Here is a 6,608-nt window from a genome sequence, read left to right on the forward strand (position 1 = left end):
CTATTTCCTTTCGTTCAAAATCTGCGTGAGCTTGTTGTAGGTTTCGACCGGATGTTTGCCGGCATCGAGGTTCCGCAATTCGGATTCCAATCGGGTGCGTTTTGCTTGCATCGACGGCGTGCGCGCGAAGGTGGCGATCCATTCCGAAACCATGGTTTCCAACAGTTTCTTCTGGGGGATATGCCGCAGCAGCAGGTTGTTGAACCCGCTCATCGACCCCACCCCCGAACCGATATCGTTCGGCCCCGACTCCTCCTCGTGGCGCGGGATGAAGCTGGTGGAGCGTTGCCAAACGAACAGCCCGGCAATCGCCAGCAACACAAAGAGCACCCCTTGCAAGCGGTAGCGGTTCACCAGCATCATCACGCCTTCCTGGCTGTGGACGCCGAGATGTTGCTCGTCGAACAGGATGCGCGCGGGAGCACCGATCATCCGAATCAAAAACGCCGTATGGCGGTCCTGGACCATGGCCTCGTTGCAAAAGGCATAGCTATCGGCCAGCAGCACCAGGGAACCCTTCCGGTAGGGCCGCTCGACCACGACCGGTTTGCCGAGATAGCGGTAGAGCACGGTCCACTCTTCGCCCAGCTCCGAGAACCAAAGGGCCGATTTCCACGGGATCGACGGCAAACCGACCGCCGCTTCCGGGAGCGCCTCCGTCTCCTGCTCGATTTCCGTGAGGTCGCTGCGGACGAACTCTTCGAGTTCGACCTCCCAGTCGATCCGCCCGTCCGACTCCGATACCGAAACCCATTCGTTCATTTCGGCGGAATCGCCCTTCGGCTCGTCATCCTTTTTCTTAGATTTGTTGATGCGCGGCTCGACCGAGCCGAAGGCCAGCACCGCCCGCCCGCCGGATTCGACAAACGGCCGCAAGTCGCGTTCCGTCTCGTGCAGCAACGACCCCGTGCTTCCGCCGAGGAACAGCGCGGTGGAATTGGTGCCGTCCATTTCGGCAAAGGGTTTGAGGCGCTGCTCGACATCGACGTGCGGCATCGCTTCGAGCGCTTCGAACAGAATTTTCGCGCCGAGCGGATCGGCGCGGAACGAGGAATAGGCCGGGTAGACATCGCCCGCGTCGAAACGCAAGGCAAACAACTGATGGAACCCGAGGCCCAACAGCCCGAGCAAAACCGCCGGCAGCAGCCACATGCCCCCGTTACGCATCGACGCCATGGCGCATCCTTTCCATGTTGTGCTCCAGTTGGCCGAGATCTTCCGCCGAGGCGGGATGCAGGCCATACCAGGCGCGTTCGAACAGGGCGATGTTTTCGCCGAACGCCGGCACCACGTCCGGGCAGCGCCGCGCGCGGCGAACCAGCTCGCGGCGGTAGTCGAGGTTTGACTTCGAATGCAGGATCGAAAGCAGCCCGTTGCGCGAAAGGTATGCCAATCCGGCCAGGAACCAGGCGCGCGTGGCCTTGCGCAGTTCGCCGCCGGCGGCGAGCTCGCGCGCCATCGCAATCCACTCGTCCTCTTCCAGCAGGGTGGCCATGATGTTTTCGTCGTCGAGGTCGACCTTGATCGTGGCCGCTTCGGCCTCCACCAGCTTGGGCGGCGACGTACGGCGCGCCAAGACCGCCTTCGCGAGAAAGACGACGAGGATCGTCAGCAACACGACCAGCAGCAGGATCGACATTCCCTTGAAAAAAGCGGGGTCGAGTCCATTGCCGCGCTCCGACCGCCGATGCTCGGGCGTGAAGCGATCGCCCAGCCATTCGAAGAAGTCCTCGATCGACTCGCCGATCGATTTGACGATGGATTCCATCCCGTCGAACACCGAATCCATGAACTTGCCGAAAAACCCTTTATCCTCGTCCGATTCGTTGAAGGCGCGCGGCATACGCCACGTAAACTCGCGTTGCTGCATGACGCGGTCGACCGATGCGTCCAGCTCTTGCACTTCAATGGAAGGCGCATCGTTCTTTTTGGCAGCGCGGGCGTCGAGCGCTCCGAACAGCAAAAAGGCAACCAGGCCCGCCCGTGCCAGGCCCGCGAGCCGGCGGCGCGGCGGCAATGCCTTGAGGTCGGCGAGCAGGTCGGCGCCCGTCCGGATCGACTCGCAGGCCTGGAAGCGCAGGACATAGACCGCTTTGACGAGCGGCTCCAGCGCGAGGTAGGTCAACGCGATCACGATCCCGATGAAGGTGGAGTTGCCCATCCAATGCCAGCTGCGCGTGAATTCGCTTTCGATGCCAACCAGCGACTTGAGCAAACCGGGCGCATAGGCCAGCAGCGAGACAATGTTGAGCAAGATGAAATAGCCAAAGCCGGCCATCACGGAAATCAAGAGATGGTTTTGCTTCGGCCACGGCATGGCCGCTTGCCGGGCCTGGGCGGCGGCCGCCTTCCCCTGCTCCGGATCAACGATGCAAAGGTTGTTGAAGTAGGCGTAGATCCACCCGAACGGCACCGCGACCAGCGCGGAAAAGGGAACGAGCACCAGCGCCCACGCGGAATAGATGAGGTGGAAACGGTACAGGCGCAGGAAACGGCCGAACGTGACGGGAGCGGCCGCCTTCCCCGTTGCGAGGGTGGAGAGTTTTTGGGCAAAGACGGCTTGCCACGAGCGCATCCAGACATAGAGCAAGGCCACGCCGAGCGCACCGCCGGCGCAGCGGTCGTCCGCGAAGGGACTGGCCGCCATGTCGGCAAAGAAATAGAGGACGGCGAGCAGATACGGGATTGCGCCGAGATAGAAAAGCAGGAGCGTCGGGAGCGGCGCCATGCGCAACAGATGCATGGCGCGCTCGATCAGATCCAGTGCGCCTTCGGCCGCTCCATGCTTTTCCCGACGGCTCATATCGAACTCCAGATGTCGCCGGAGTGGAACGAATCGGGAACCATCAGCAAGATTTGCCCGATGGCGTAGAAGACGAGCCAGGCCAGCAGCAGCCCGACGGCGGCCTTCAGCAGATTCCCGGCCGCCGGAAGCACTCGCGATTTTTTTCGCGTCTTGGCCGTTTCCGGTTTTTGCAGGCAGTTGGCGCAGATGAGGCGGCCATCGTGCTCGGTGACGCACTCGCGGCAAAAAAAGTCGTGGCACATCGGGCAGCGGGCAACGGCCTCCCGCCCGGCATGGTTGACGCATTTCGTTTGATGCAGCGACGCCACGGTCAGGCCACCTCGGCTTGCGGGACGGGCGGGACGGGCGGCGGCGCCTTTTTCGGATCGACCACCGGGCGGGTGCCCTCGGCTTCCATCGCGTCGAGATCGAATCGGCCCTGCACTTCGAGCAGCTCGCGCTCGATGCGCAGCCAGAATTTGTTGGCGGCCCGAACGCGGCCGAACATCGGCAGCTTTTCCTTGTTGATCCCCGTCTGGATCCAGCAGGTGCAGGTGGGCCCCTTGGCCAGATGGACGACCCAGAATACGAGGGTCGCGCCAAGCAGCCCTTGAAGGAAGCCCGGATGGTCTACCGAGAAAATGAAACCGATCAGGAAAAGCGCGATGACCGGAAGCACCAGCGCCCACAACGCATAGCGCGGCGACCGCATGATGACCACCGCCTGGATATCGGAAAAATAGAAGCGCTTGAATTCCTCGCTGCAACCGATCTGCTTGACCACCAGCAGGTGGTCGGGGGCCATCCACATGCGGTGGTGGGCGATCGCACTGCCCGCGCGGCCGGAAATCTTTTTGTATGGAACGGGATTATCCATCGATCATCTCCCGGAATATGAAGAGCGCAAAAAGAATGGAACACGTCGCCGCCACGAACGCAAGCAGCATGGCCACAACCATGCGGCTGCGGTAGGCGCCGGCCAGCGCCGGCTTCTTCTTCCAGTAGCGGATCACGACGTAAACCCCGGCCAGGGCGACCGCCGAGGGAATGACGACCGTGAACCAGAACGGAACCATCATGAGGAGCGATCCCACCGCCAGCATCAGCGCCAGTTTGTCGTAGCGCATCTGCTTGGGCTGGAATGCGGTCATCGATTCGGACTTCCGCCGCTGCGCCAGGCAGGAGGCGCAGAGGACTTCGTTGCCGAAGGGAAGTTCGCAGAATCCGCAAAGAAAGCGCCCGCAGTCGTCGCAGACCTGCTCGGCCTTCTTGTCGGCGTGGTAAAAACAGACCGCATCGTCGAGCTGGGCCGGAACGGCAGCGCCCGACCGCCGCTTGCTCCGGTAGATGGCCGGAAGCGCGTGGATGGTCAACTTGGCCTGGCAGACCTCGCACGGCACCGCCGCCTCGCCGCGGTTATAGCACTCGGCGGGGATCGGATGGCCGCAGGTGGGGCATTTGATGCAAAAGCGGTTCATCGGTTATTTATAGATCACGCGGGTGTTGCAGATATGGTCGTGGAGCGCCCGTTTTTCGTCGTCGAACGCCGCCATGATGTAGCCAACGTACAGGATCAATCCGCTGAGGATGTAGGCAAAGTAGCGTCCCGTCGCGCGACCATAGGAGATCGGGCTGCCATCGGACATGACCACCTTGATGCCCATCGCTTTCTTCCCGAGCGTCGCGCCGTACTTGCCGTGCATCAGAATCATGTAGAGCGCAGGGATCGCGAGCTGGAAGAGATACATCACGGCAAAAGCCAACCAGAATGCGGCGCCGGGCCGGCTGTTGCCGCTCTGCATCATCGGCATCATGAGACTGAAGGCGATGCCAATGGGCAGGTTGGCGACATACATGACAATGCCGTCGATGAAGACCGCCCCGAAGCGACACCAGAACCCCGCATAGCGCATGACCGACACCCCGGTAAGTGCGGCGTTTTCCTTGATCTGCTGAATGAAGTCGGGCTTGCAGCCGGCGCAGACCTTGGCCCCTTCGAATTCGATCAAATCCGCTTCGCCAAACCCCTTGCCGCAGATGGAGCACTTCGGCCCGGTGTCGACGGCGGCCAGCGCCTGGCTGGCGGCGATCGTGTCGGGTACCTTGCCGTAGGGCATCCAGTCGGACATCGTTTCATTCCAAACCAAGGTTTCCGGGGTGATTTCCCCCTGGGTCACGAAGTCCGGCAGATCGCGATCCGCGATCGGCCCGGCCTTTTCTCCGTCCTTGACATAGTACCAATGCATGCAAGCCCCCTTAACGAATTGACATTCCCATCCAAAACACATGAACTTATGCCTCACCCACGCGCTAAAGATCATGAAAAACTACAGAACCAACGAGATGCCGTCCAGAAAAGAGCGGGAAGATTTGGAAGCCTACGGACTGGCCCCCTACGCCACCCGCAGCGCCGAGAGCCTGGGCCGCAGGCATGCGGAGCAACCGCACCCGTTGCGCACCTGTTTCGCGCGCGACCGCGACCGGATTTTCCACAGCCGATGCTTCCGCCGGCTCGAATACAAAACCCAGGTTTTCGTCAATGGAACGGCCGACCATTTCCGCACCCGCCTGACGCACACGATGGAGATGTCGGCCACCGGCCGCACCCTCGCCCGCATCCTGCGGGCCAACGAGGACCTGACCGAAAGCATCTGCCTGGCGCACGACCTCGGGCATAGCCCGTTTGGCCACGAAGGCGAAAAGGTGCTCGACGAGCTCATGAAGGAAAAAGGCGGTTTCGACCACAACCTGCAGAGCCTGCGCAACGTGGAAGTCGTCGAGTCGCCCTACCCCGGGTTCCACGGCCTGAACCTGAGCTGGGAAGTCCGCGCCGGACTGCTCAAGCACGAGGCGCACATCGAAAACGCCGGGCTCGATGGCCACCCGATCGGCCCGTTCCAGTCGATCGAGGCGCAGATCGCCGACATCGCCGACGACATGACCTACCACGCCCACGACGTCGACGACGGGCTCGAAGCCGGGATCGTGACCCTCGAACAACTCGAAACCACGGAATTCTGGCGAACGGCGGCGGCGGCGACGCGCGAGCGCTACGACAATCTCACCGAGTTCCAGTTTGTGCGCGCCACCATCCGCACCATGCTCGAACTTCAGGTCGTCGATGTGAAAAACCATGCCTTCGAAGCGCTGGAGGAATTCATGCCCCAAACGGTTCGCGACGTGATGACGGTGCCGCGGCGGATCGTCGACTTCAGCCCCGGCATGCAATCGATGCTCGACGAGTTCAGCGCCTTCATGTTCGAGAACATGTATTTCCACCATACCGTGGCCGCCGCGACCAAAGAGTCGGTCGGCCTGATGCGCAAGCTGTTCCTGCACTATATCGGGCACCCCGACAGCATGGGCCGCAAGGCCCAGGAGCGCATCGGCACCGAAGGCCTCTGGCGCACGGTTTGCGACTATGTGGCAGGTTGCACCGACCGCTACGCCATCGAGGAATACGAAAAGCACTGCCTTGGCCGCTAATGGGGACAGGACTCCCCGCCGCGGAGAAGCCCTCCCTTATCACCGACGGCGACTCGGCTGTGACGGACGGGGAGAGCGGGTTGGTGGAAACACCGGAGCGGAATCCGGTGCTACGGAATACCGCTGGGGTCAGAACGGAATGGCTCTTAGTTAGGGACTGGGCGGGAATGGTTGAGTCTGCGAGACCTTCCCGCCTCCGAGCAGCTGCGGCTGGGGATCTTTCCCGAGTGCTACGTCTATCCGAAAGAGACGCGCGCCATCCGCGACGCGCTGCGCAGAAGGCAGCTGTTCGTCCGTCGGCGCACGCAGGCGATGCTCAGCTTCGGCGGCCTGCTCG

7 protein-coding genes are annotated in these 6,608 nt (G+C 62.0%); 1 reads left to right on the top strand and 6 read right to left on the bottom strand.

Annotated features, from left to right (window positions below; all coding sequences use genetic code 11):
• The 6 genes from ABYO54_RS01010 to ABYO54_RS01035 are packed head-to-tail and all read right to left on the bottom strand — an operon-like array spanning position 1 to position 5,031.
• Positions 1 to 1,176, bottom strand: a complete 1,176-nt coding sequence (locus tag ABYO54_RS01010) for a DUF4350 domain-containing protein (protein WP_372806029.1) — start codon at positions 1,174 to 1,176, stop codon at positions 1 to 3.
• A complete protein-coding gene (locus ABYO54_RS01015) occupies positions 1,160 to 2,803 on the bottom strand; it encodes a DUF4129 domain-containing protein (protein ID WP_372806031.1) in 1,644 nt (547 codons plus the stop codon). The genes ABYO54_RS01010 and ABYO54_RS01015 overlap by 17 nt, the downstream gene beginning before the upstream one ends.
• Positions 2,800 to 3,114: a rhomboid family protein gene (locus ABYO54_RS01020; RefSeq protein WP_372806033.1), complete on the bottom strand. Its 315-nt coding sequence runs from the start codon at positions 3,112 to 3,114 to the stop codon at positions 2,800 to 2,802. The genes ABYO54_RS01015 and ABYO54_RS01020 overlap by 4 nt, the downstream gene beginning before the upstream one ends.
• A gap of 2 nt (positions 3,115 to 3,116) precedes the next feature.
• Complete coding sequence (locus ABYO54_RS01025) at positions 3,117 to 3,662, bottom strand: hypothetical protein (protein WP_372806035.1); 546 nt, start codon at positions 3,660 to 3,662, stop codon at positions 3,117 to 3,119.
• Positions 3,655 to 4,263, bottom strand: a complete 609-nt coding sequence (locus ABYO54_RS01030) for a hypothetical protein (RefSeq protein ID WP_372806036.1) — start codon at positions 4,261 to 4,263, stop codon at positions 3,655 to 3,657. Before ABYO54_RS01030 ends, ABYO54_RS01025 begins: the two co-directional genes overlap by 8 nt.
• 3 nt (positions 4,264 to 4,266) lie before the next feature.
• Entirely contained in the window at positions 4,267 to 5,031 is a 765-nt protein-coding gene (locus ABYO54_RS01035) for an RDD family protein (protein WP_372806038.1), read from the bottom strand.
• 73 nt (positions 5,032 to 5,104) lie between these two features.
• On the opposite strand from ABYO54_RS01035, the gene ABYO54_RS01040 reads away from it, so the two are divergent.
• Entirely contained in the window at positions 5,105 to 6,271 is a 1,167-nt protein-coding gene (locus tag ABYO54_RS01040; RefSeq protein ID WP_372806040.1) for a deoxyguanosinetriphosphate triphosphohydrolase, read from the top strand.
• The last annotated feature ends 337 nt before the right edge of the window (positions 6,272 to 6,608 follow it).

It is taken from the genome of Pontiella sp., assembly GCF_041622395.1.
Classification (GTDB): Bacteria; Verrucomicrobiota; Kiritimatiellia; order Kiritimatiellales; family Pontiellaceae; genus Pontiella.

Excerpts from the sequence above, each read along its gene's own strand:
- ABYO54_RS01010 (WP_372806029.1), bottom strand. The coding sequence starts at position 1,176 with ATGGCGTCGATGCGTAACGGGGGCATGTGGCTGCTGCCGGCGGTTTTG.
- ABYO54_RS01015 (WP_372806031.1), bottom strand. The coding sequence starts at position 2,803 with ATGAGCCGTCGGGAAAAGCATGGAGCGGCCGAAGGCGCACTGGATCTG.
- ABYO54_RS01025 (WP_372806035.1), bottom strand. The coding sequence starts at position 3,662 with ATGGATAATCCCGTTCCATACAAAAAGATTTCCGGCCGCGCGGGCAGT.
- ABYO54_RS01030 (WP_372806036.1), bottom strand. The coding sequence starts at position 4,263 with ATGAACCGCTTTTGCATCAAATGCCCCACCTGCGGCCATCCGATCCCC.
- ABYO54_RS01035 (WP_372806038.1), bottom strand. The coding sequence starts at position 5,031 with ATGCATTGGTACTATGTCAAGGACGGAGAAAAGGCCGGGCCGATCGCG.
- ABYO54_RS01040 (WP_372806040.1), top strand. The coding sequence starts at position 5,105 with ATGAAAAACTACAGAACCAACGAGATGCCGTCCAGAAAAGAGCGGGAA.